This is a genomic window from Candidatus Accumulibacter similis (genome assembly GCA_013347225.1).
GTDB classification, from domain to species: domain Bacteria; phylum Pseudomonadota; class Gammaproteobacteria; order Burkholderiales; family Rhodocyclaceae; genus Accumulibacter; species Accumulibacter similis.
In genome coordinates this window covers 2,361,789-2,384,251 of record CP054595.1, presented here as the reverse complement: position 1 = coordinate 2,384,251, position 22,463 = coordinate 2,361,789, and the positions used below count along the sequence as shown (strand labels likewise).

17 protein-coding genes are annotated in these 22,463 nt (G+C 69.7%); 6 read left to right on the top strand and 11 right to left on the bottom strand.

What is annotated here, in order from left to right; all coding sequences use genetic code 11:
* Window positions 1-4: 4 nt before the first annotated feature.
* A complete protein-coding gene (locus tag HT579_10905; protein QKS29370.1) occupies window positions 5-622 on the bottom strand; it encodes a hemolysin III family protein in 618 nt (205 codons plus the stop codon).
* A 328-nt stretch (window positions 623-950) separates the two neighbouring features.
* On the opposite strand from HT579_10905, the gene HT579_10900 reads away from it, so the two are divergent.
* Window positions 951-2,432 carry a DUF2868 domain-containing protein gene (locus HT579_10900; protein ID QKS29369.1) on the top strand — a complete coding sequence of 494 codons (1,482 nt, stop codon included), beginning with the start codon at window positions 951-953 and terminating at the stop codon, window positions 2,430-2,432.
* Window positions 2,429-3,919 carry a GTPase domain-containing protein gene (locus HT579_10895; GenBank protein ID QKS29368.1) on the top strand — a complete coding sequence of 497 codons (1,491 nt, stop codon included), beginning with the start codon at window positions 2,429-2,431 and terminating at the stop codon, window positions 3,917-3,919. Before HT579_10900 ends, HT579_10895 begins: the two co-directional genes overlap by 4 nt.
* A 71-nt stretch (window positions 3,920-3,990) precedes the next feature.
* On the opposite strand, the gene HT579_10890 is transcribed toward HT579_10895, so the two are convergent.
* Together HT579_10890 and HT579_10885 are read right to left on the bottom strand one after the other, a co-directional pair.
* Window positions 3,991-4,848, bottom strand: a complete 858-nt coding sequence (locus HT579_10890) for an amino acid ABC transporter substrate-binding protein (protein QKS29367.1) — start codon at window positions 4,846-4,848, stop codon at window positions 3,991-3,993.
* A 357-nt stretch (window positions 4,849-5,205) separates the two neighbouring features.
* The gene (locus HT579_10885; GenBank protein ID QKS29366.1) at window positions 5,206-5,841 is read right to left on the bottom strand and encodes a DUF937 domain-containing protein; all 636 of its coding nucleotides are present in this window, start codon (window positions 5,839-5,841) and stop codon (window positions 5,206-5,208) included.
* Between the two features lie 548 nt (window positions 5,842-6,389).
* On the opposite strand from HT579_10885, the gene HT579_10880 reads away from it, so the two are divergent.
* From HT579_10880 to HT579_10865, 4 genes are all read left to right on the top strand, one after another.
* A complete protein-coding gene (locus HT579_10880; protein ID QKS29365.1) occupies window positions 6,390-6,626 on the top strand; it encodes a GlsB/YeaQ/YmgE family stress response membrane protein in 237 nt (78 codons plus the stop codon).
* A gap of 301 nt (window positions 6,627-6,927) precedes the next feature.
* Window positions 6,928-7,188, top strand: a complete 261-nt coding sequence (locus tag HT579_10875; protein QKS29364.1) for a hypothetical protein — start codon at window positions 6,928-6,930, stop codon at window positions 7,186-7,188.
* 412 nt (window positions 7,189-7,600) lie between these two features.
* Window positions 7,601-8,914 (top strand): ATP-binding protein, encoded by a 1,314-nt coding sequence (locus tag HT579_10870; GenBank protein ID QKS29363.1) that lies wholly within the window; start codon window positions 7,601-7,603, stop codon window positions 8,912-8,914.
* Window positions 8,892-11,570 (top strand): tetratricopeptide repeat protein, encoded by a 2,679-nt coding sequence (locus HT579_10865; GenBank protein ID QKS29362.1) that lies wholly within the window; start codon window positions 8,892-8,894, stop codon window positions 11,568-11,570. The genes HT579_10870 and HT579_10865 overlap by 23 nt, the downstream gene beginning before the upstream one ends.
* A 226-nt stretch (window positions 11,571-11,796) precedes the next feature.
* Here HT579_10865 and HT579_10860 read toward each other — a convergent pair whose 3' ends face one another.
* The 8 genes from HT579_10860 to HT579_10825 form a co-directional block, all read right to left on the bottom strand.
* On the bottom strand, window positions 11,797-12,543 hold the full coding sequence (locus tag HT579_10860; GenBank protein QKS29361.1) for a DUF2894 domain-containing protein: 747 nt from the start codon (window positions 12,541-12,543) through the stop codon (window positions 11,797-11,799).
* On the bottom strand, window positions 12,536-13,180 hold the full coding sequence (locus HT579_10855) for an OmpA family protein (protein ID QKS29360.1): 645 nt from the start codon (window positions 13,178-13,180) through the stop codon (window positions 12,536-12,538). The genes HT579_10860 and HT579_10855 overlap by 8 nt, the downstream gene beginning before the upstream one ends.
* Complete coding sequence (locus HT579_10850; protein QKS31608.1) at window positions 13,180-15,351, bottom strand: DUF802 domain-containing protein; 2,172 nt, start codon at window positions 15,349-15,351, stop codon at window positions 13,180-13,182. The genes HT579_10855 and HT579_10850 overlap by 1 nt, the downstream gene beginning before the upstream one ends.
* On the bottom strand, window positions 15,351-16,130 hold the full coding sequence (locus HT579_10845) for a DUF3348 domain-containing protein (GenBank protein ID QKS31607.1): 780 nt from the start codon (window positions 16,128-16,130) through the stop codon (window positions 15,351-15,353). The genes HT579_10850 and HT579_10845 overlap by 1 nt, the downstream gene beginning before the upstream one ends.
* A 241-nt stretch (window positions 16,131-16,371) precedes the next feature.
* On the bottom strand, window positions 16,372-17,847 hold the full coding sequence (locus tag HT579_10840) for a hypothetical protein (protein QKS29359.1): 1,476 nt from the start codon (window positions 17,845-17,847) through the stop codon (window positions 16,372-16,374).
* Between the two features lie 10 nt (window positions 17,848-17,857).
* Window positions 17,858-19,378 (bottom strand): cytochrome c, encoded by a 1,521-nt coding sequence (locus HT579_10835; GenBank protein ID QKS29358.1) that lies wholly within the window; start codon window positions 19,376-19,378, stop codon window positions 17,858-17,860.
* A 36-nt stretch (window positions 19,379-19,414) separates the two neighbouring features.
* Window positions 19,415-21,568 (bottom strand): hypothetical protein, encoded by a 2,154-nt coding sequence (locus HT579_10830; GenBank protein QKS29357.1) that lies wholly within the window; start codon window positions 21,566-21,568, stop codon window positions 19,415-19,417.
* Between the two features lie 38 nt (window positions 21,569-21,606).
* On the bottom strand, window positions 21,607-22,452 hold the full coding sequence (locus tag HT579_10825; GenBank protein ID QKS31606.1) for a hypothetical protein: 846 nt from the start codon (window positions 22,450-22,452) through the stop codon (window positions 21,607-21,609).
* Window positions 22,453-22,463 lie beyond the last annotated feature (11 nt).

The following is a 22,463-nucleotide window of genomic DNA, read 5'->3' as shown; positions in this document are numbered from 1 at the left end:
CAGCTCAGAGCACGTAGAGCAGGATGGCGACGTACTGGGCAGCGCTGCCGGCGAGAACGAAAAGGTGCCAGATGCCGTGCGCGTGCGGCAACCGCGAGTCGAGCGCGTAGAAAATGATTCCCACCGTGTAGGCCACGCCACCGACTGCCAGCCAGACGAAGCCGGCGGTGCCGAGCGCCCGCAGCAGGGGCAGCAGCGCCGCCAGCACCGCCCAGCCCATGACGACATAGATCACCACCGACAGCACGCGCGCCTCGCTCTTCAGCCAGAATTCCTGCACCGAGCCGACGACCGCCAGACCCCAGACGACGGCGAGCAGCGACCAGCCCCAGGGGCCGCGCAGGGTGACGAGGCAGAAAGGCGTGTAGCTGCCGGCGATCAGCAGATAGATGCTCTGGTGGTCGAGCTTCTGGAAGATCTCCTTGGCACGGCCACGAAAGCTGTGGTACAGGGTCGAGAAGCTGTAGAGGAGGACGAGGGTCGCCCCGTAGATCGAAACGCTGACGATCTTCCACGGGTCGCCGGTCCGCGCCGCGAGCACGATCAGGACGACCCCGCCGACCAGCGCCAGCACCGCCCCGAGCAGATGCGTCCAAGCATTGAGTTTTTCACCATGGTACATGCGCCCCCGCCCCAACCTGGAGAATTCCCGGCGCGCCCCGCAGTCGGGCGCTGCCCGGACAGCCGGCTGAACGGCCATGCAGGCCATTGTCGGGGATTGCCTCTGCACCGGTCAATGCAATCGATGGTTCAGTGACAGAATGTCGAATTGAACGATGGTAGACGGATCGCCGCGACTGCCCGGCCTCGCGATTGATCGCGCGGCCGCGCCGAGGCCGGCCATTCGGTGACGACGGCGATTCACTGACCGTATACTGGATTCCTCGACAACGCTGCGGCGGCCAGGCTCCCTTCCCGGCAGCCCCCTCTGCCTTCCTCCACCCGACAAGATGCGGCCCATCAAGTATTCCGTCCCTGAATCGGAAGCGATCGAGATCGTTGCGGTGCGGGCTTTCGAGACGGCCGACGGTTCGCATGCGCTGTGGTCCGATGCCGACCGCGCCTGGGCCAGCCGGGCCGCCGCCGAGGCCGTCGGCGAAGGAGCAGCGGACGCGGAGTTCCTCGCCGAGCGCGCGCGGCTGGCGCTCGGGCGCATCGGCGAGCGGTTCCCGGTCATCCTGCGCGCCGTGCGCGCGCTGCGCTGGCGGCCCTGGCTGCCCGGCACGATTGCCGTCTTCGCCTTCCTCGGCGGCCTGCTGGTCGACCGCATCGGCGGTGGCCAGCGAATCAACGTGCTGATGCCGCCGGTGCTGGCACTGCTCGCCTGGAACCTCGTCGTCTACCTGCTGCTGTTGGTGCGCCTGTGCCTGCGCCGCCCCGGCGATTCGCTGCCGCAACCGTGGCGCAGAGCCATTGGCCGGATCGCGACGGGGCTGCGGCAGCCGCATCCAGGAGCCGAACTCGGGGTTGCCGTCGGCCGCCTGAGCGGCGACTGGAGCCGCCTCTCGGCAGCACTGCACGGCGCCCGCGCCGCGCGCACCCTGCACCTGGCGGCGGCGCTGCTGGCGGCCGGCGTGCTCGCCGGCTGCTACCTGCGCGGCATCGCCCTCGCCTACCAGGCGGACTGGGAGAGCACCTTTCTCGCTGCCGCCGACGTGCATCGGCTGCTCGCCATCGCGCTCGCGCCCGGCGCCGCGCTGAGCGGGATTCCCGTGCCGACGGCGGGCGAGATCGAAGCCATCCGCGCGCCCGCCAGCGAGAACGCCGCGCGCTGGCTGCACCTGCTGGGGGCAACAGTCGTCGCTGTCGTCATCGTCCCGCGCCTCGTGCTGGCGCTGCTCGCCTGGCTCGTCGAGCGCCGCCGTTCGGCCGGCCTGCCGATCGACTTCGCTGAACCGTACTTCGATCGCCTCCTGCGTGACTACCGCGGCGGGCCGCTGCGACTGCGTGTCGTACCCTACAGCTACACGCTGCCGCCCGCCGCGGCAAACGGCCTCGAACGGGTCGTCGCCCGCGCGCTCGGCGGCAACACCCTGCTGACGATCGCCCCGCCGGTGCGCTACGGTGACGAGGATGCGCTGCTCGATGCCGGCACGCGCAACGGCAGCGGCGACCTCGTCGCCCTGTTCAATGCCACGGCGACGCCGGAACGCGAGGCGCACGGCGCTTTCCTGCAGGCGCTCGGCCAGCACAGCGGCGCCAACGGACGCCTCGTCGCGCTGGTCGACGAGGGCAGCTTTCTCGCCCGTGGCCGCGAGACGGTGCGAGTCGAGGCACGCCGCGCTGCCTGGCGCGAACTGTGCGCGACGCTGCGGATCGGCTGCGTCTTCGCCGACCTGGCAACGATCGCCACCGCCGGCAGCAGCGGCGCCGCCAGCCTCGGCGAAGCGGCCAGCGCGCTCGCCGACAGCCTCGGGGGGCACAGCCGATGAGCGCCGACGCCCGCGCCGTCGCCCTGTCGCTGATCTCGCACACCAATGCCGGCAAGACGACGCTGGCGCGCACCTTGCTCGGGCGCGACGTCGGCGAGGTGCGCGACGCCGCACACGTCACCACCGAGGCGACCCCCTACCCGCTGATCGACACCGCCGAGGGCGATGCACTGCTGCTCTGGGATACCCCCGGTTTTGGCGACAGTGCGCGCCTGGCACGACGGCTGGCACAGCAGGGGAATCCGATCGGCTGGTTCCTGTCGCAAGTCTGGGACCGTTTTCGCGACCAGCCCTTCTACCTCTCGCAACAGGCGGTGCGCAACGTTCGCGACGAGGCCGATGTCGTCCTCTACCTGGTGAACGCCGCCGAGTCCCCCGCCGACGCCGGCTACCTGGCGCCCGAGCTCGACGTGCTGGCGTGGATCGGCCGGCCGGTCGTCGTCCTGCTCAACCAGACCGGACCGCCCCGGCCACGCACGGAGGAGCAGGCGGACGTCGAACGCTGGCACGCGGCGCTCGGGGACCGACCCTTCGTCCGCCAAGTGCTGGCGCTGGACGCCTTCGCCCGTTGCTGGGTGCAGGAGATCGTCCTCCTGCGGGCACTCGCATCGGCGATCGCTGCCGACAAGGCTGCCGCCTACCAGCGTCTGGTCGCCGCCTGGACGAGCCGGCGCGAGCGGCAGTTCGCGCAGGCGATGGCGGCCCTGGCGACGGCAATCGCCGGCGCCGCCTGCGACAGCGAAACGCTCGCCACCCCGCGCCTGCGCGACCAGCTGCGCACGGCGCTGCGCTCGGTGATCGCCGGTGACGACGAAGACGTCGAGCGGCAGCGCGCCGCGCACGCGCTGGCCAGCCGCCTCGACGACCGCCTGCGTGCCAGCACCGATCGCCTGCTCGTCATCCACGGCCTCGCCGGCCACGCCGCCGACGCAGTCCGTGCGCGCATCAGCGAGCACCTGCGGACGCAGGCACCGCTGCACACCGGCAAGGCCGCTGCGGTTGGTGGCGTCGTCTCCGGTGCCCTCTCCGGGCTGGCAGCCGACCTCGCCGCCGGCGGCCTGACCTTCGGCGCCGGCACGCTGCTCGGTGCGCTCGCCGGCGCCGCCGGCGGTGCCGGTGTGGCGCGCGGCGTCAACGCGCTGCGCGGCCGCAGCGCGACACGGCTCGGCTGGGACGACGAACTGCTCGAGCGCCTGGTCGTCTCGGCCTTGCTGCGCTATCTGGCGATTGCCCACTTCGGCCGCGGCCGCGGCGAGTGGTCGGAAAGCGAATACCCGCCGTTCTGGCGCGAACTGGTCGAGGAACTGGTCGCCGCCCGCCGCCCGGCCCTGGCCGCTCTCTGGGAGCAGCGGCCGCCCGCCGGCAAGGCGACGAGCACCAGCGAGGACATGCTCGCGGCAAGCCTGTGCCGACTGCTCGCCGACACCGCGCGCGCGGTGCTCGAACGGCTCTACCCGGGCGCGATCAGCGGCGCGGCAAGCGATTGAGCAGCCGCTTTCCGACCGCTGCGGCCAAGCTGCCGGCGCGAGCGCGGGGCTCGGCGCCGGCCGCCGTTTCCTTACTCGGGCAGGCCGTTGAGCAGGAACATGGCCTGCAACGCATCGCCCGGCTTGCCGAAGGGCTCGAACCAGCGCTTGACGATCGGGCCGATCTCGCCCGAGCGATAGAGGCGGGCCAGCGTCCGGTCCACCGCCAGCCGGAGATCGTCATCGCGGCGCATCATCAGGCCGTAGGGCTCGTAGCTGAACTGCATCTCGGCCAGCGCGAACGGCTGCCCCTTGCCACGAATCAGCGCCGTCGTGACGAGGACGGTGCGATCGGCAGCGTAGGCAGTCGCAGTCTTGTCGGTCAGCGCCCTGATCGCCGCGTCGTGGTCCGGCACCCGGATCAGCAGCATGCCGAGCTTGCCCGCCTTGATCATCTGGTCGAGCGTCTTCTCGGTCGTCGTGTCGGCGACGACCGCCACCCGCTGGCCTTTCAGCGATTCGACCGTGGTCGGCACCTCGCCCTCGCGGAAAAGCAGGCCGGCACCGTCGACGAAGGTCATCAGGCTGAAATCGAAGTCGGCCCGACGCGAAATGGTCTGTGTCGTGTTGCCGCATTCGAGGTCGATCTCGCCGTTCTTCAGCGCCGTGAAGCGGCTGTGGGCCGTCACCGGCACCCAGCGAACGTCGAGCTTCGGCAGGTTCAACTGCTTGCCGATGTCGTCGGCGACGAGGCGGCAGAGGTCGACGCTGTAGCCACGCGGCTGTTTGTCGTCGCCGGTGAACGAGAAGGGGACCGAGTTTTCGCGGTAGCCGAGCTTCAGCGTGCCGCTCTGCTTGATCCGCGAGAGGGCCGATTCCGACGCGCTGACCGGCGCGGCAAGGGCAAGACTCGCGGCAAGACCGGCAAGCAGCAGGGTTCTTTTCAGCATGATGGGTTGTCCTTGATGTGGGTTGGGGGTGACGATCCGCGCGGCAGGCCTGCCGCCGGCGCGGCAAGTATGCCGAAGAAGGGGGTTTCTTTCCACCTCTGCGGGGGTATCGCCCGCCACCGCGCTACGCCAGGCGGTGGCGATGGGAGAGGTTGAGGACGAAAACACTGCGCGGGGGATCGCCGGCGTCGTTCGCTCTCCCGGACCGAGAGGCGCTTGTCCTCACTCCGGGCAGCCGCGCAAGGGATGCGGCGCGCAAGCCCGCGCCGGCCCTCGCCAGCCCGGCTACGACGTCCGGCCCGTCGCTCGCGCACGCCGGCAATACGGGCCGGCGCGCGACGGGTCATTCACTACCGCTCAGCCGCCGCCGAACTGCCGCGTCAGGTTGGCGACGCTGGCGACGAGTTGGTCGAGATCGGGCACCTGGCCGTCCGGCGTGACGCGGTCGATGACGTCCGGCAGGAGTCGTGCCAGTCCGGCGCCGGCCTCGGCTTCGCTGACGCCCGCCTGACGGGCGATCTGCGCCAGCATGTCTGCGCCGAGCACCTGGCCGACCGCCTCCGGTGGCAGCGGCAGGTTGGCGCCGGTAGACACCCACGAACTTGCCTGCTCGCCAAGACCCGCCCGCTGGAACTGCTCGAGCAGCGCCCCCAGGCCACCGGCACCACCTGCACCACCTGCGAGCACGCCGCCGAGCACCGACCCCAGCCCACCTGCACCCGCGCCGCCTCCAGTCCCGCCGAGCATGCCGCCGAGAACGTCGCCCAGACCACCCCCCTGGCGGCCGCCGCCGAGCAGACCGCCGAGCGCATCACCGAGGCCACCGCCGCCACTGGCCGACGCTGCGCCGCCCTGCCTGTTCAGCAGCATCCCGAGCACCACCGGCAACAGCGCCGTCAGCAGCTGGCTGCCCCCGCCCGCCTGGCCGTCGGCCGGCGAAGCGCCGCCGCTGTTCCCGAGTACGCCGCCAAGTATTCCGTCCAGCAATCCCATGTTGCATCCCTTCGAGATGTCCGATCAAGCCGCCGCGCGACGGGAGGAACCCCGCCACATCCACGCCCACCTCTCCTGCCACCCCGCCGGCAACCGTTCGCGAGGCCGGCGCGGATGCCGTCAGGCCGTGGAATCCGCCGTACCGCCGCGCAGCACCGCGGGCCAGGATGGAGGCGGCCCACATGATGACAGACTCGATGCCGCAAGCAAACAGCCATGCTCCGGGCGCTGCCGACGACAGTGCTGACGACCATGCAAGGCCGGGAGCCAGACACGCCAGTCGGCGACCTTGCCATCGTTCACAACGCGGGGCAGAATGATGAGCAGTCTGCCTGTCGGCAAGGCCGCGGCCCAAGCCTGAACTTCCCGCCAAACCGACCGGCGACGGGAAGGCGGCGACCGAGGGCAGGTTTGACCACGCTGGCGCAGCCATCGGCGAGGTCGCCACGAGCCTCAAGGACAAGCTCCCGGGCAAGAGCTGAGCCACTTGACAACGGCCGTCCCGTCCGCGGCAGGACGGTCGGCCCCCTACCCTGCAGGACAAGAGAATGGACCTCATCGTTACCCTGATCGTCGGCCTCGTCGTCGGCGCCATCGCCAAGTTGCTCATGCCCGGCCGCGACCCGGGCGGAGTCATCGTCACCACGCTCCTCGGCATCGCCGGCGCCTTCGTCGGCAATTTCGTCGCTCGGGGCCTGGGACTGCACGCGCCGGTCGGCTGGATCGGCTCGATCCTCGGCGCCATGCTGATCCTCTTCGTCTACCGCCTGCTGAAGAGGCGCTGAACCCGGCGGGCATCCGCCCGCGCGCAGCGCTGTGACCCAACCACAACGGCGGATTCCTGTATCGCGCCGTAACCGACCGGCAACGGCAGGCCGGGAGTGCAGGCTCACGGCAACCGGCACGGCACTCGCGGCGTCAATGGCACAACAGCCAGCGGCCGGCGCATCGGTGACGGCGGGGCGCCGCCGACCCGGTCCTGGCGAGCTGTCGTTGACGCCCAAAGAGACTCCGAAGGCCTGGAGGATAGCCGCCCCCTGGCGCACAATCAGGGCGCGCCAGCAGATTCCCCGGAAGCCGTGAGCGATGCCAGAACGCCCCGTTCCACAAGAATCTTGCGTCGCCTTGTCGCTCGCCGGCGACCAGCGCGAGCTCGTGCAGGCCATCGCGCAGGCGGTCGAGGATCGACTGGGTCGTGGCCGCGTCTTTCTCGAGGAGTGGTTCGAGCACTACATTGCTGGCGACGACGCGGACCTGAAGCTGCAGGAGATCTACGCCCGCAGGTGCCAGTTGCCGGTCGTGTGCGTCTCCCGGCAACACCTATGGGCAGCAGGGACATCCCGCTGACAGAGATCCTGAACATGTGGCCGCCGCGCTCTCGTATCAGCGACGCACGCGGAAGGCCGTGCGGTCCTGACTCAGTGCGAGCGGCCTGCGCATCAGGCTGGCGCTGCAACCGGCATCCGCCTCTCGGTCTTTCGCTCCGATCAGAAAAAGCGCCAGTCTTTCAGGCGCTTGTCGGACCAGGGCGGTGGCGACGCTCCTTTCGCTTGCGCGGCCTGTTGCAGGACCGCAGACGATCGATGGCTTGCCGTTGACAGGGTACGAGCGACCGAAGATACTGCCTCGCGTGCTGCCGAAACTCCCGTGCCTTGCGTTTGCCCAGGGCACCCCTGGGTCGATGGCTCAGGTTGCAGGGCTGCAGTGGCTGTGCGACGCCCGCTCCTCGGCCTTGGTCCGACGCCACGGAGACTGATCGATGCCCCTTAGCGCCCAAACTCGCGAACAACTCAAGACGCTGTACAACGCACTTGCCGATCGTGTGCTCGAACCCGGTGATCCGGTCTATGTGGCGCAGGTGAACTGCCAGGGCTTCAGCGATGCGATCGAGGAGATCGCCACCGAGATCGAATGGCAGGACGGCGGTGGCGTGTGCCTGTTTACCGGCCAGCGCGGTACCGGCAAGAGCACCGAGCTCAAGCGCCTCAAGAAGCGCCTCGAGGATGGCGGCACGGTGGTCTTCTACGCCGACCTGTCGGAGTTCCTGTTGCTCACCAAGGAGGTCGAGATCAGCGATTTCCTGGTCTCGGTGGCAGGCGCGATGTCGGAGAGGGTGCAGGCGGTCTACGGTGCGTCGCCGGGAAATCGCAGCTACTGGGACCGCTTCCGTGAGTTCATGCAGACCAAAGTCGAGATCAGGGAATTCGCCGCCCGATTGCCCGGCGTGGACATCAAGGCAGCGCTGAAGAGCGATCCGGATTTCAAGCACCGCGTGCAGGAAGCGGCACGCGGTCATGTGGCGCAACTGGCGCGCGAAGCGCACGACTTCCTTGCCGAGGCGGTGCTTTTCGTTCGCGAGAGAGAGTCTGACCCGGCGCGCAAGGTGGTCCTGCTGATCGATTCGGTCGAGCGGATTCGCGGCGTCGGCAGCGAGGCCATGGCCGTCTACGAGAGCGTCCGCAATCTCTTCTTCGGCCACGCCGAACTCTTGCGCGTGCCCTTGCTGCACATCGTCTATACGATTCCACCTTACCTGTCGGTACTCGGCCCCGGCGCCGGGGCTCTGATGGGCGGTGCGGTGCCGCGCCGGCTGGTCAGCACGCACGTCTTCAGGGACCGCAGCCGCGAACCCGATCCCGACGGGTTGGCGGTGCTGCGCACCGTCGTCGAAAGGCGCCATCCCGATTGGTCACGGCTGTTTGAGCAGAAGGCACTAGACCAACTGGCGATCAGCTCCGGCGGTGACCTGCGCGAATTCTTCCGCCTGATCCGGCTTTGTCTGCCGGCGGTGCGCGACGAGTCGCAACTGCCGCTGTCACCCAGTGCCGTCAAAGGGGCCGAGAACGCGGCGCGCAGCGAGATGCTGCCGATCCCGGGCGAGCACCTGCTCTGGTTGCAGCGCATCGCCCGAACCCACGACACCTGTCTCGAGAAGGACAGCGAGTTGCCGACACTGGCGCACTTCCTCGACAACCGCCTGGTGCTGAACTACCGCAACGGCAGTGACTGGTACGACGTGCATCCGCTGTTGCGCGAACTGGTCGACGCCCATGTCGCCCGCACTGGCGCTTGACGCGCCGACCGAACGCGTTGCCGTCACTCTGCTGCGTCACCTCGAGTGGCAGCACGATGGCTTCTCGCTGGTGTTCGTGTTCGCCGACGTCGGTCCCTCGCTGCAACTCGCCGACTGGCTGGATCAGCGTCTGGCGATGCAGGGCCGGGCGCTGCGTCGGCACGAAGCGAAGGACAGCTTCGTGCATGACCCGGAGGCGGCGGTCGACGCGCTGGTCGGCCGTCTTGCCGAACTCTCGGCGCAGCCGGGCGGTGTGTGGTATGCGATTCAGCGCCATCCCGGCGACGCGCAGTGGAACCGCGCCCGCACGCTGTTCCTGGCGCGCCTCAACGAACGCCGCTTCCTCCTCGAGCGCGACCTGAAGCGGCCGCTGGTACTGGTCCTGCCGGCGCATTTCCGTGCCGAGACGCGCGCCATGGCCCCGGACATCTGGCACAAGCGGGACCTCAGCGAGGAGTTGCGCTGGCTGCGCGACGCCGTGCCGACGTCTGTACCGGTTACCGTGGAGCCGTTGGCAACGCGTGTGGCAGCGGACGGTTCCCTGCCGGCATTTGCCGAATGGCAACGGATGGCGTCAGCATCGGCGGCCGAGCAGGCCTTCCTGCCGACGGCCTGGTCAGCCAGCAACGAACTGCTCGCCGCCGGACGGCCCGGCGACGCCGAGCACGTTGCCCGCGGCGCACTGTCGCTGGCCAGGCGCCGTGCCCAGGCGAGACCCGATGGGTCGAGCGACCGCGACCTGTCGGTGTCGCTCAGCAACCTCGGCCGCGTGGCAGAGGCGCAGGGCGACTGGACGCAGGCCGACGCGGTGTACCGCGAAAGCCTGGCGCTCAGTCGCCAGCTCGTCGAGCGGCTGGGCGGCACGCCGGAGTCGCTGCGCGACCTGTCGGTGTCGCTCGACAACCTCGGCAGCGTCGCACAGGCGCAGGGCGACTGGACGCAGGCCGACGCGGTGTACCGCGAAAGCCTGGCGCTCAGTCGCCAGCTCGTCGAGCGGCTGGGCGGCACGCCGGAGTCGCTGCGCGACCTGTCGGTGTCGCTCGACAACCTCGGCCGCGTGGCACAGGCGCAGGGCGACTGGACGCAGGCCGACGCGGTGTACCGCGAAAGCCTGGCGCTCAGACGCCAGCTCGTCGAGCGGCTGGGCGGCACGCCCGAGTCGCTGCGCGACCTGTCGGTGTCGCTCAACAACCTCGGCCGCGTGGCACAGGCGCAGGGCGACTGGACGCAGGCCGACGCGCTGTACCGCGAAAGCCTGGCGCTCAGACGCCAGCTCGTCGAGCGGCTGGGCGGCACGCCCGAGTCGCTGCGCGACCTGTCAATCTCGCTCGACAACCTCGGCCGCGTCGCACAGGCGCAGGGCGACTGGACGCAGGCCGACGCGCTGTACCGCGAAAGCCTGGCGCTCAGTCGCCAGCTCGTCGAGCGGCTGGGCGGCACGCCCGAGTCGCTGCGCGACCTGTCGGTGTCGCTCAACAACCTCGGCCGTGTGGCACAGGCGCAGGGCGACTGGACGCAGGCCGACGCGCTGTACCGCGAAAGCCTGGCGCTCAGTCGCCAGCTCGTCGAGCGGCTGGGCGGCACGCCCGAGTCGCTGCGCGACCTGTCGGTGTCGCTCAACAACCTCGGCAGCGTCGCACAGGCGCAGGGCGACTGGACGCAGGCCGACGCGGTATACCGCGAAAGCCTGGCGCTCAGACGCCAGCTCGTCGAGCGGCTGGGCGGCACGCCCGAGTCGCTGCGCGACCTGTCGGTGTCGCTCGACAACCTCGGCCGCGTCGCACAGGCGCAGGGCGACTGGACGCAGGCCGACGCGCTGTACCGCGAAAGCCTGGCGCTCAGTCGCCAGCTCGTCGAGCGGCTGGGCGGCACGCCCGAGTCGCTGCGCGACCTGTCGGTGTCGCTCAACAACCTCGGCCGTGTGGCACAGGCGCAGGGCGACTGGACGCAGGCCGACGCGCTGTACCGCGAAAGCCTGGCGCTCAGTCGCCAGCTCGTCGAGCGGCTGGGCGGCACGCCCGAGTCGCTGCGCGACCTGTCGGTGTCGCTCAACAACCTCGGCAGCGTCGCACAGGCGCAGGGCGACTGGACGCAGGCCGACGCGGTATACCGCGAAAGCCTGGCGCTCAGACGCCAGCTCGTCGAGCGGCTGGGCGGCACGCCCGAGTCGCTGCGCGACCTGTCGGTGTCGCTCGACAACCTCGGCCGTGTGGCACAGGCGCAGGGCGACTGGACGCAGGCCGACGCGCTGTACCGCGAAAGCCTGGCGCTCAGACGCCAGCTCGTCGAGCGGCTGGGCGGCACGCCCGAGTCGCTGCGCGACCTGTCAATCTCGCTCGACAACCTCGGCCGCGTCGCACAGGCGCAGGGCGACTGGACGCAGGCCGACGCGCTGTACCGCGAAAGCCTGGCGCTCAGTCGCCAGCTCGTCGAGCGGCTGGGCGGCACGCCCGAGTCGCTGGATGATCTGGCGGTGTCGCTGCTCAACGCCAGCGCAATTCCTCCCGGCGATGCTGCGGCGCGCGCCGAGGCGGTCGATATCTACCGTCGGCTCTGCACACGGTTTCCCGACACGGTGCGCTATGCGCAGCGCCTGCAGGCGCTGTCGGGTGAGAATGGTGCGCCCCTGGGAAGCGGGACCATGCCTACGAGTTGACGGCGGAAACAGCGGCGTTCGCGACGCAGCCGATCTGCCAGAAATGCTGGTCTTCCCGGCCGGGAGCTTCCTGACGGGCTCGCCGACGAGCGAGGCGGGGCGAAGCGCGGGCGAAGAGCAGCGGCGCCAATGCCCACCGTCCTCGCCACGACGGGCGCCCACGCCGCGCATCGACCGACCGTGATGCTGGCACTTCCGCGGGCGCGAGCACCGTCGCCCGCGCCGCTCATTTCCTCTTCGCGCCTGTCGTCAACGGCGTCGTTCCCGCCCCGCGCCTGCCTTTCCGGCTGCCCTCGTCGAGCCGCAGCAGGGTGTCGGCATGGGACACGAAACGCTTGAGGTAGCCGGGCGACAGGTCGCGCATCGACGACAGCGCGCTGAGCACGAGCATGTGCGAATTGAGCGGCCCGGCGTTCGCGGGGGCCCGAGCGATGGCTTGCACCGCCTGCCGCTCGGCGCTGCGCTGCGCCCAGGTGCTGCGGAACAGACGCAGGCTTTTCAGCTCGCCAGGCGCTCCGTCCTCGCCGTTCGGGCCCGCGGCATCCTCCTGCGCCGATGGTCGCGCGCCGCAACGCGCCAGCTCGGCCAGCGGCGAACGACGCTCGTCGCCTTCGAGCCCGGCGACGCGACGTGCGACGCCGGCGAAATCCGCCGCCACGAACAGTCGTTGCAGCTCATCGGCAGCGTCGGGATGCCGCCGGACGGCGCGCTCGATCGTCTGCCCGGCCTCGTCGCGCGTGCGTCGAACGCGCCCGCTGCAGGCCGCCAGCGCCTCGCCCAGCCGGCCTTCGAGAATTCGCCTGACCTCGCCTTCGTGCGTGCGCAGCCGCCGCGCCAGCGCCTCGATGAAATGGAAACGCAGCGGATCGATTCGCCCGGCGCCGCTGCTGCGCAAGGCCGCGATTTCCGCTTCGCGATCGTCTGCCCGACTGGCGCCCGTGTGCCCGATCTCACCCTGCCCCGGCTCAGCCATCGGCCGGTTTTCCCGGGTTGGCGGAGCGCGGCACCGGCGCCATCTCGACTCGCCGGTTGCGCGACCGCCCACGGTCGTCGGCGTTGGAAGCCACCGGCTGCTCGGCGCCGAAAGCCGCCGCGAAGACCAGCGACGACGGCATCCCTTCGTCGATCAGTGCGCGGGTGACGGTCAGTGCCCGCTGCGCCGACAGTTCCCAGTTGTCGGCGAAGCGGGTGCTGCCCTGATGGATCGGCACATCGTCGGTGAAACCGCTGACCATCAGCAGTTCGTTGCGCTCGCCGAGGTAGACGCGCAGCGGCGCGACCAGGCTCTTCAGCAGCAGTCGGCCCTCGGGCTGCAACTGCGCCGAGTTGAAGAGGAAGAGGACGCTGCCGCTGATGCCGATGCGGCCGTCGTTGAGGCTCACCCGACCGGCCGTGATCGGGATCGCCAGTGCCTTCTCCAGCGCCATGCGGCGCTGCTCCTCCTGCTTGCGCTTCTGCACCTCACTCTCGAGGTGGGTCGCCAGTTCGAGCTGGACGCCGAGGACGCCGATCAGGATCAGCACGAAAGCGCCCAGCAGCCCGGACATCAGGTCGCCGAAGACGGTCCATACGGGAGCGATCTGCTCGACGCCGGCGTCGCTGTCGTCCATCAGTCGGGCCGCTCGCCGTGCGATGGCGCCTTGTCGCCAAGCTGGCGCAACTCGGCGACGACCTTCTCCTGCGCCATGAGCGAGAGATCGATGAGTTCGCGCGCCTGCGCAACGTAGTACGCGAGTTGCTCGTCGCTCCTCGCCGTCGATTGGTCGAGCGCCACCTCGATCCGCTGCAGGCTGGCGATCAGCTTCTCGTTGCCGGCGGCGAACGACTGGACTGCGAGAGCGAAGGCTTCGCCGAGGCTGGCGACTTCGGCGGCGCTGCCGCCGAGTTGCGCGGCGACTTCGGCAAGCCGCGCCGATCCCGCGTCGACCTCGTCGGCGAAGCGGCTGCCGGCGGTGCCGAGCAGCGCCGCCGACGAAGTGACCAGCGAGTCGATCGTCGTCCGCTGTTCGCTCGCCGCACGGTCGATCGCCGCCAGCAGCGAATCGAGCGTCTGCATGGTGCGGGCGCGCTCGTCGAGAAGCCTGTTGTCCCGTTCCAGGCTGCTGCTCATCTCCTGGCGCAACTGCGCGATGAGTTCGGCAGCGGCACGCGGCGCCTCCGACGCGCTGGCGATCAGACGTTGCAGCGGCTCTTCGAGCGCCGCACCAAGCGTCTGCAGGTGCAACGCCAGTGCCGCCTGCAGTTCGCCCAGCCGTTCGACCGCGGCGTCGCCGCGGCGGGCCTCGGCATCGCGCAGGGCCCCAAGTTCGCTACGCCAGAGCCCCGCCATCTGGTCCATGCGCTCGCCGTGGCCAGCGATCCAGTCGGCTTCGCCAGCGATGCGCGAGCGGACGAGGTCTTCGGCGCAGGTGAGGAGCCGCGCCGTCTCCTCCAGCGTCCGGGCGGCATGGGCCTGCGCCTGCTCGCTGACCGCCTGCGCGGTCTTCTCGAGCGTCGCGCAGAGTTGCTGCTGCCGGGCCAGCATCTGCGCTTCCGCCGCCTGCCAGTCACTGCGCGCCGCCGCCGCCAGATCTGCCAGCGATCCGGTCCACGCTGCGAAGCGTTGTCTCTCGGCGGCGGCCTGGTTCGCCAGCGAGGTGGACAAGGTCTCGCCGACCGCTGCCAGCAGCGCCTGCGAACGCTGCTCGAGGCGCGCGTCGAATGCCGCCAGCGAGTGCTCGATGCCGGCCAGCAGGCGATCACTGGTGCCGCGCTGCGTTTCCAGCACCTCGGTCCACGTCTGCGCGACACTCTGCGCGGTCTCGCCAAAGCGCGCAGCCAGCCCGCCGAGCTGTATCCCTGTCGACTCGATCACCCTTTCGTGCGCCAACCTCGTTTCACGGGCAATCGCCGCCATCGCACCTTCGACCGCCGGCCTGATGTTCTCGCCGGCGACACGGGCGCTCGCGCGCAGGCTGTCGTCGAGTGCTGCGGCGACCGAGCGGGCGAGGCCGTCATAGGCAGCCTGGACCTCGCCGTGGAAGCGCTCCTGGCCGGCGACGAGGCTCTCGCCCAACTGCGTCTGGCGGCGCTCCATCTGCTCCATCAGGGCCTGCAGCCTGTCGACCACGGCCGGCATCGCCTGCGCCTGCAACTGCAGTGCCCGGAATCCTTCCTGGCGCTGCTGGCTGAACGAGAAGGCGTGCAGGGGGCCGGTGGCGATCCGCGCATCGAGCAGTTGCGCCGCCAGAGCCCTGTCGCGGCGGCTCAGCGCCGAGATCAGTCCGAGCATTGCCGACGCCGCAACACCCGCCACCGAGGTGCCGAAAGCCAGCCCCAGGCCCCTGATCGGCGTCGCCAGCTCGGCGCGCATGGCCTGCAGGTCGGTGGTCCCGTGCAGCGCCGCGACCACTCCGTCGAGGGTGACCACCATGCCAAGGAAGGTGCCGAGCATCCCGAGCATCACCAGCAGCCCAACCAAGTACGGGGTCAGCGCCGGACCGGGCAAGCCGATCCGCTCGCCCTCGATGCGCAGGCGAACCGGGTTCTGCAGCGATGGATGCAGCCGGCCAAGCCAGTCGGCGAGACTCGCAAGCTGCTCGGGAATCGCCGCCAGCGCCTGCGCCAGCGACGCGGTGGCGCGACGAAAGTCGAGAAGCTCGAGCGCGCCGAGGAGGTAGACGACGGCGATGACCAGCGTCATCAGCAACGCCAGCGGATTCGCCGCGACGAAACCGGCACCGACCCAGGCGACGACCGCGGCGCCCGACAGGAAGGCGAGAGCGCAGATGCTTCTGTTGATCAACGCCGGCCCGCCTCGTCGTGCCATGCTTCAACGAGCCCGAGCGCCGGCTGCAGGCGCAGATCCAGCTCGGCGATCAGCACCGACTGCAGTTCGTCGCGAAAGGTCGCCAGCCAGCCGCCGGGCTGCATCCACAGGCCCGGATCATCGGCCTGCTCGTCGTCGTTCAGTCTCTGCCGATGCGCCGCCAGCAATTGCCCGAATCGCTTCTCGAGCAGCGCCGGCAGCGTCGTCGCCAGCAATTGGCGCTCGCGGGCGGCGAGGACTCGGTCGAGCGCCTCGTCCAGGATCGCGAGCCGCCGCAGTCTTGCCGAGGCCGGCGCCAGCGCGCGTCGAAGGCTGCCGCGCAACGCTCGCACCCCAGCTTCCATCTCGGTCTGCAGGGCCAGGTGAAAGCGACGATACGGTCCGTAGGCAGCGGCGATTTCCGGCTCGACGCCGGGTTTCGGCGATGGCAGCCGGATGCGGCTGCCCCTGCTGCCGACAGGCGAACAACTCGCGGTGATCAGGTCAACCAGCGCGGCGCGCACGCGCGCATAGTTGTCGGCGGCGGCGACTCCGGCGGCGGGCTGCAGCGCCGGTGGCGCCGGCACCATCGCCGACCCTGCGCTCTGCGCGCCATGGAGCGTGATCGCGTCGGCAACGCCCAGCCACTGACCGAGTCTCTCGGCAGGAAACTGCCTCGACCCGCTTGCTTCGACGAGCGACAGTCCAGCGAGCAGATGGATCAGCCGCGAACGGTTGAAATCTGTCCGCGGCAAGGCTTGCGTCGTACCGATCTGCGTGCTCCTGATGGGACTGGAAGGAGCGGTAGCGTACTACATCTTCAAGACCGGACCAACCGGGCGGGGCGACACAGGACGACGCAGGACGATTGGCAGCGGCCGCCCGGGCCAGGCGGTGGAACGGCCCGGCTACCCTGCTGCCGCTCCGGCGCGGCCAGGTGCCGCTCCCGCGCAGTAGCACCCAGCCACGATCCGGCACAGTCCGTCCACCTCGTTCCGGCCCCCCCGGCCCACCTCACAAGGTCTTCAGGTATTCCAGCAGCGCCTCCTTCTCGGTCGCCGACAGTTGGGTGCCGAACTCGTGCCCCTGATTGCCACCACCCCGAGTCTGCGTATCCAGCCTCGTGCCAACGCGCTGCGCGGCCTCGCCGTCGCTGACAAAGCCGACCTTCTTCTGGTCATAGACGTCGTAGCCGCGCCAGAATACCGGCGGGCGCCTGGCGACGGGTTCGAGCAGGTCGTGCAGCGTCGGCACCGAACCATTGTGCAGGTAGGGCGCCTTCAGCCAGATGCCGTCGAGGAAGGCTGCGACATAGCCCTGCGGGTCGGCCTCGACGAGTCCGCGGCGTTCGAGACCCATTTCCCTGACGACCTGGTTTGCCTTGATTGCCGCCGCCTTGTTCCAGGAATCGATGCGGCCCCGGTCCGTACCGACCTCGGCCAGTGGCAGCGGCCGGCCGGTCAGTTCGCTGTCATGGCAGCGGGCGCAGTGGGCGACGAACAGCGGCTTGCCGGCGGCCGCCCTGGCGGCGTCGATCGCGAAGGGGTACTTCGGCGCCGGCAGCTGCGCGAGGTAGCCGTGCAGCCATTTCACCTGCTCGACGAACTCGTCCCGGTTCGCCGGTGCGGCGCCGAGCAGGCCCAGTGCCGAGTCCATGATCACCGACCAGGCGTCGTGGCTGTCGCCAGCGTAGTTCATGCGGTGCCCCTGATCCCAACGGTACTTGCCGAGGTTCCACACCGAAGGCATGTCGGTGGGACCAAAAGTGTCGTCCATCGGCGCGCGGATCATGAAGTACTTGGTCAGGTTCATCGCATCGTCGCGACCGCGACCCCATTCAGGGAAATCGGCGCGGTAGATCCAGGCAAACTGCGCCTCGCGTTCGAGCAGGCGCTTCTTGGTGATCGGAATGATGAAGAAGCGGTAGAGCAACCTGTCGATGACGTCCAGTTCGGTGACGCGATTGATCTCGGCCATCAGGATGTCGGCGTTGAAACGCGGATCCTTGGCGCAGTCGATCAGGTAACGGAAGAAGGCCTCGACGTTGGTGGTGTGCGCCGGGCCGGCGACGACGAAGGTCGGGTTGGCATCCGCGGCGGCGCGGATGCTGGTCGTGTGGCAGACGGCGCAGTTGTTGGCGACGCGGGGAAAGCCGATGGTTTTCTTCGTGAAACCGATCGGCAGTTCCTGCCCCAGTTCCCACGGCACGCCGAGCGCGGCGTAGCCGCCGGGAGCGATGCGGCCATCCTGCCGCAGCTTCTCGGGGAAGACACGCGGCAGGACGTAGAAGATCCAGTACGGCACGCCGGCGTCGTGCTCGGCGCCGATCGATCCGTACTTGAAGCGCATTTCGGGCGTCGCGCCGACCCAGTCGGGTTGCGGATGCTCGCGGAAGCCGCGGTCGTAGCCGATCATGGCGCCGAGGATGCCGACGACGACGGCCAGGATGGCGATTGCCCGGACCCAGGGCTTGCAGGCGCAGATGCTCATCGTGACGTCCTCAGAAGGTTTTCAGGAATTCGACCAGCGCCGCCTTGTCGGCAGCCGACAGTTCGGTGCCGTAGGCCCGCCCTTCATGGCCGGTGTTGGCGTTGCCCGGCAGCCGCGTGTCGAAGCGGAACAACGACCGGCCGTCGACCTCCGACCGGTCGGAAACGAAGCCGACCCGCACCGGGTCGTAGAGGTCGTTGCCGCGGTAGAAGACCGGCGGCCGCTTCGCCGCCGGCTCGAGCAGGTCGCGCAGGCTGGGGACCGATCCGTTGTGCAGGTACGGCGCCCGCAGCCAGAGACCGTCGAGCGGCATGTTGGCGTAGCCGTGCGTCTTCTGGAAGTGCGTGAAGCGCCACGGATAGCCGGCGTAGAGCGTCGCCTGGTTTACCGCCAGGGTGTAGGTGTACGAATCGAGGCGTCGGCGGTCGGTGCCGATCTCGGCCACCGGCACCACCTTGCCGACATGCTCGCCGCTGAAATCGCTGCCTGAGGCACCGTGACAGGCGGAGCAGTACTGCTGGTAGAGCGGCGCGCCACGCGCCGCGAGTTGACGGTCGATGGCGAAGAAGCCGTCGAAGGCTGGCGGCGTGGCGTCCAGGAGCCAGTCCTCGACGCGCCGGATGCGCGCCAGGTCGATCGTCGGCGGCGTCGTCCCGGTGCCGAAGGCAGCGCTCTTGTTGCGCTCCTCGACGGTGGTGTTGTTGCCGTCCCAGTGCAGTTGCATCTCGCGCGGCTGCTTGCGCTGGCGCTGCCGCCAGATCGACGGGAAGTCCGCCGGCGCGTCGAGCTCCCGCGGGTCGAGGTGCGCCATCGGGAAATTGAAGATGACCTTCGCCGAGTTGAAGGTGTCGACGCGCCCCGGGCCCCATTCGTGCTGCCTGAAGACCCAGTCGAATCGTCCGGCAAGCGCCAGCACCCGGTCGCGCATGATGGCGATCGCCACCGGATAGACGAGCATCCGGTCGAGGAGATCGAGCTGGCCACCCTGGCGCTCGATTTCGGGCAGGATGTATTCCTTGGCGAACCTGGGGTCGGCGGCGCAGCGGAAGAAGAACTCCTCGAAACCCTTCATGTTGAAGGTGGCCGCCGGCATGCCGAGAATGATCTGCGGCGGCTCATCGGCAGCGGTGCGCACGGTGCTCGTATGGCAGACGGCGCAATTGACGAAGACGCGGTCGATCCCCTGGTAGCGGCGGCGCGAGGTGCCGACCGGAACGTCGCGCTCGCTGCCGTCGGCATTCTTCTCGAAGACCATGCCGAGCGACTGGTAGCCCCGGCCCGGCAGGTACTGCGGACAGATCTCGGGCAGCGCGCGCCAGATCCAGTAGGGGAAGCCCATCTCGTGCTCGCCGCCGGTCGAACCGTACTTGAAGTGCTCGACGACGCTTTCATGATCCACCGGCACGTCGTCGCCGAAGCGCCGCAACAGCCACAGCGCGACGAGCAGCGGAATGATCACGGTGACGACGAAGAGGATGATGAAGCGCCTCCTCCAGGGGTTCTCCACCGGCTGTGTCTGGTTGTCATGCATCTTCTTCTCTCCGGATCGTCGGTCGTTCGGGGTCGTTCAATGCACCGGCAGGCATGGCCGCAAGGCTTCGTAGCCGCCGGCGAGCAGGCGCTCGAGTTGCGCTGGCTGCCCGCTCTCGGCGCGCAGCCAGCCATCGACCTGTGCGAGCAGCGCCTTGCGCGCCGGACTGTTGCGCCAGCCGTCGCTGTCAGTGCCAAAGACCGGCAACAGGCTCTCCGGCGGCATGGGCGTCTTCTGCCGCCGCGCCGGCGGCTCGTCGGCCATGGCCAGGCGCACGTAGAGGCGCGGCGCGCAGTGACGCAGTCTGGCCGCGACCTCGTCGGCGTTGCCCTGGAGGAAGTTCGGCGGGAAGGTCTCGGCGCTCTGGTGGCAGGCGGCGCAGTAGGGCTGGAAGCTGCGGCTGGCCGGATCGCTGCCGGCAACTCCCGGCGCGGCGGCGGCAAGCTCGAGGCGCGCCGGTGGCAGCAGGGCTGCTGCCTGGCAGCAGACGGCCGGTGCGTGCGCACCGAGTTCGGCAAACAACGCCTGGAACAGCGGCTGCCGCGGGAAGACCGTCGCGCCGAAGAGCGCGGCAGCTGCCGGACCGGCGAGCAGCCGGTCGATCGCCCGCTGCGCGACGGCGAAATCGTGGCGCAGGCGGATGCCGACCTCACCGCTGACGCGGTCCGCGCCCTGCCTCAGATCGAGGCCGACGATGGCATCACCGGCGGCGCTGCGCGGCACCTCGCCGGCACCGCCGCTGCGCGGCTGCAGGGTCGCCCGCGTCGCCGTCGGCTTGCCGCTGGCGATCAGCTCGATGCCCGTCAACGCCGTGCCGCCGGGCAGCATCAGGCGCGTCAGCACGCCAGCCAGCGGCCGCCCGCCGCGCAGCTCCAGGCGGCCTTCAACGACGCCCTCGCCCGGACCACCGCAACGAAGCTCGCGGCGGCTGCCGGCAGCGTTGTCTTCGAAACGGCACGGCAGCCTGATCTCGCTGCCGGCAACCTTCACCGCGCCAGCGAGGGCCGCCGCCAGCCGCTGCCGGTCGGGAGCGGCGACGAACTCGCCGAGGCCGGCCGTGGCGCGTCGCAGCGCGTCGGGCGAGTCCGGCAGCCAGACCTCGGCCGCGTTGCGTGGCAGCAGCGGGTCGAAGGCGGCGGCGACATGCGACAGGGCGACGCGGCGCTCCGGATCGGCCGGCAACCCGGCGACGCCCGACAGCGGGTCGCGGTTCGGCAGATCGGGGTTGCCGACGGCGAGACCCTGCGGCCAACGGCGACGTGCTTCGTTCCTCAGCGGTGTGGCGACGGCGTCGGCAAAGGCCGCGTCGCCCGCCCAGACCTGGCTGCCCGACAGCGCGTGGCGCAGGCTGGCGGCGAACAGTCCGGCGCGACAGCGCTGCGCGGCCGGCTCGTCGCCGCCGCAGCCCTGGCGCCAGAGAAGCTGCGTCAGGGCGAAGCCGTTGGCGCGATCGCTGGCGTTGTCGATGGCGTAAGGCAGGTCGACGCCGCGCCTGGCGGCGATGCCGTGGAAGTTGCCGCCACTGGCCAGCAACTCGCTGGCGACGCGCGGATTGGCGTTGGTTTCATCCCACAGCGCGCGGGCAAAGATCGGTGCGCCGTTCTGATGGCAGGCGAAGCACAGCAGGCGGTTGGCGTGGAAGACGCGCGGCCTGCCGCCGGCGCGGTAGTCCTTGACGAGCTGGAACTCGAAGCGCCCCTCCTCCTCGTTGTAGCTGATCACTTCGAGGACTGCCGAGCGCTCCTGATAGCCAATGTAGAGTCGGTCCTTGAGCAGCAGCGCCGCCGCGTTCGCCGGCTGGCCGTCGACGGCGGCGACGACACGCGGAAAGGCGAAGTGGTCGGGAGCGGCCGCCGTACGCTGCAGCGAGCGGCCGAGCGGAATGAGGACAGTCTTCACCGCCGGCAAGGAGCCGTCGGCCGCCCGCTGCAGTTGCGCCTCGATTCGCGCCAGCAGGGCCGAGAACGGGAACGGCAGCTCGATCTCCGCCTGCGCGCCGCGACCGACGGCAAACAGACGGTCGAACAGCGAACGCCCGCGGCGCGGCAGGTTGTCGCCCGGACGCGTCGGGTCGACCACCCACACGGGCGCAGCGTGCTCAGCCGCCGGACTGGCGTTTGCACTCGTCAGCGAGCACGCCAGTCCGAGCAGCGCTGCCGGGAAGAGACGCCGCAACCGCCGCCGGCTCATCGGGTACCTTCACTTTCTTCAGCCAGCTCTGGCGGCGATCAGGAGGGGGCAGCGGCAAGCGTCCGCACCTGGGTTCCCGGCCAGCACTCCTGCTGCACCTTGCCGGTGCGGACGAACTCCTCGCGCAGCCGGTCGTCGGTGGCCTTGTCGTAGAGCGTGAAGTTGAGCGCGAAGCCACGGTCGAGGTAGGCACGCCCGAGGTAGAAGCCGGGACGGAGCATGCGGATCTCATCGCGCACGCGCAGGCCGCGACGGCCGGCGAGATAGTCCGGCTTCTCCTGGTAACCAGCGATCTCGTCGCTGAAGAAGTAGTCGATGATGATCGATTCGCGACGGGCGTCGAGCAGGCTCTGACCACAGTACAACCTGGCGGGAAAGAGAAGCCACGTTTCCTTGCCGCCGTAGCTCATCTTTGCCGGTTCGCCTTCGACCAGCCCGGCCTTCTTCAGGAGCGAGAGATCCTCGATGCGGTTGCGCAGCACCCGTTCATCGCGGTAGAAGACCTTGCCGCGCCACAGGGTCTCGCCGACATCTTCGACCACCAGCCCCTTCAGATGCAGCACGCTGCCGGCAAAGCCGCCGACGATCTCCGACAGGCGGAACTTGCCGCTCTCACCACGCGGCAGCAGGATGCGGCCGTCGAAGGCGCCATCGGGGATCGGTCCGGCCGGCAGGCGGGCGTAGATCTGGTCAAGCTGCTCCTGGTCGAGCGTCGCCAGGTATTCCGGCGTGACCCGGGCCAGCTCGGCCGGCGCGATCGGGAACTTGTGGTCGACCTGTGCCAGGTCCATTTTCGAGTGTTGGCTCTGGTCGTAGGGAGCAAAGGCAATCTTCGGCGGTTCCGGCTTGCCGCAGGCGGCGAGCGCCAGGACGACGCAGGCGATGGCGAAGCGGC